This is a genomic window from Mesorhizobium sp. M6A.T.Cr.TU.014.01.1.1 (assembly GCF_004022765.1).
Taxonomy (GTDB): domain Bacteria; phylum Pseudomonadota; class Alphaproteobacteria; order Rhizobiales; family Rhizobiaceae; genus Mesorhizobium; species Mesorhizobium mediterraneum.
This window is the reverse complement of record NZ_RZPG01000155.1, coordinates 1-386: the sequence shown is the minus strand read 5'-3', so window position 1 is coordinate 386 and position 386 is coordinate 1. Positions and strand designations below refer to the sequence as shown.

Sequence of the window (386 nt, the reverse complement as noted above, 5' to 3'; positions counted from 1 at the left end):
CCGCCAGCCTGTTTGGCGAATATTCGCGCCTGATGGGACCGGCGGCCGATTCCAGCCTGGTCAAGGAGCGCGGCGACCGCAACCAGTTCATGATTGGCGTGTCGACCACCTACCGCTTCGATTTCACGATGTAGGTGAATCGAACGAGACGCTTTATTCCTGCCGTGGCTTCGGCTAAAAGCCCAGCCATGACCAGCTTTTCGCGCCTTTGCGCGATCGCGATACGAATTACAGGCCCGGTGTTCCGGGTGGCCTGAGCGCCGCCGGAGCCGCCGGGAGTTTCTGCGCGCCCCCTCGCGCTTTTTCCATAACATGATAGTTCACGCCCGAGCTTGTACGCCCGCCGGGCAATGCAAATGGCAGACCAATGACCGATACAACTGAAA

Annotated in this window: 1 protein-coding gene; it reads left to right on the top strand. The window is 59.8% G+C overall.

Annotation, left to right across the window (positions count from 1 at the left end; translation table 11 throughout):
- On the top strand, window positions 1–134 hold a 134-nt coding region (locus EN885_RS33380), incomplete at its 5' end, for a MipA/OmpV family protein (protein WP_206616895.1).
- Window positions 135–386 lie beyond the last annotated feature (252 nt).